Source organism: Mesorhizobium sp. WSM4849, assembly GCF_055811385.1.
Genome location: NZ_JBVVPW010000099.1, coordinates 1 through 963, shown reverse-complemented (window position 1 = coordinate 963; position 963 = coordinate 1). Strand labels below are relative to the sequence as shown.

Below are 963 nucleotides of genomic sequence, written 5' to 3'. Positions count from 1 at the left end.
AACGTCGTGCCTTCGACGCGGATGTAGGCCCATTTCCGATCGGTAAGCCAGGGCACATGGTCGCTGGGGCCGACATGGATGTTGCCGGCCTCCAGGGGGACGTCGAACTGGCTGGCTACGGATTGTGTCTTGGAGATTTTCTTCGATTCCAGCCGCTCGTGCTCCAGCATGTTGAGGAAATCGGTGTTGCCGCCGAAATTCAGCTGATAGGTGCGGTCGATGCGGACGCCGCGCTCGCGGAACAGATTGGCGAGCAGCCGGTGCACGATTGTTGCGCCGACCTGGCTTTTGATATCGTCGCCGACCAGCGGCAGACCGCGCTGTTCGAAGCGCCGGCGCCATTCCGGCCGCGACGCGATAAAAACCGGTATGCAGTTGACGAAGGCGCAGCCGGCCTCGAGCGCGCACTCGGCGTAAAAACGCGTGGCTTCTTCCGAGCCGACCGGCAGATATGAGACCAGTACGTCTGCGCCGCTTTCCCGCAGCAGCGCGCTGACATTCGCGACCGGCTCTTCTGCCTCTTCGATCTCATCGCGCAGATATTTGCCGATGCCATCGAGCGTTGGTCCGCGCTCGACGCGAACGCCGGTTGCTGCAACGTCGGCAAAGCGGAAGGTGTTGTTGGGTGCATTGTATATGGCTTCCGCCACATCACGCCCAACTTTGCCCTTGGCGACGTCGAAAGCACAGACCACCTCGATGTCATCGACGTGATAGCCGCCGAGATCGGCATGCATCAGGCCCGGTATCGGCTCATTACCTCTGGCGTCTCGATAATATGAGAGGCCCTGGACAAGGGAAGACGCGCAATTGCCGACGCCGGCTATTCCAATCCGTACCTTTTTCGATCCCACGAAACTGCCGCCATCGCTGTTGAAGGTAAGTTCCTCGCGCCGAACTGCCAGCTGCCGGGAATGTTCCTTGCGACCTGGAAAAATCACGAACCTCTATTCGGATCAAAGC

The 963-nt window shown here is 59.8% G+C and carries 1 protein-coding gene; it reads right to left on the bottom strand.

The window, feature by feature from the left end:
- On the bottom strand, positions 1-854 hold an 854-nt coding region (locus AC0L3L_RS36360; protein WP_473642185.1), incomplete at its 3' end, for an inositol-3-phosphate synthase.
- Positions 855-963: the final 109 nt, after the last annotated feature.